General features: G+C 69.2%; 1 protein-coding gene. It reads left to right on the forward strand.

Annotated features, from left to right (window positions below; all coding sequences use genetic code 11):
* Nucleotides 1–390: Mu transposase domain-containing protein (locus tag AVT10_RS14535; protein ID WP_420038513.1), on the forward strand; the 390-nt coding region annotated here is incomplete at both ends.

Genomic DNA, 390 nt, shown 5'->3' on the forward strand with positions numbered 1-390 from the left:
TGCGGTAAGCGGCACATGCCTCATCAGCTTCGACCGCAACCGCTACTCCGTTTCTGCCAGGGTGGTGCGACGTGCCGTTCAGGTCCGCGCCTATGCCGACCGCATCGTCGTGCGCTGCGACGGGGAAGTCGTCGCCGACCATCCCCGGTTTTTCGGCCGGGACCGGACCATCTACGACCCGTGGCATTATCTGCCGGTGTTGGCGACCAAGCCGGGCGCCCTGCGGAACGGCGCGCCGTTCCAGGGCTGGGAGCTGCCGCCTGCGCTGGCACGACTGCGGCGCAAGCTTGGCGTCGGTGACGATGCCGACCGGCGGTTCGTGCGGGTGCTGGCCGCGGTGCTCGACGACGGACTCGAGGCGGTGGAAGCGGCCGTGCGCGAAGCATTGCT

Source organism: Sphingomonas hankookensis, from assembly GCF_001619955.1.
GTDB lineage: Bacteria > Pseudomonadota > Alphaproteobacteria > Sphingomonadales > Sphingomonadaceae > Sphingomonas > Sphingomonas hankookensis_A.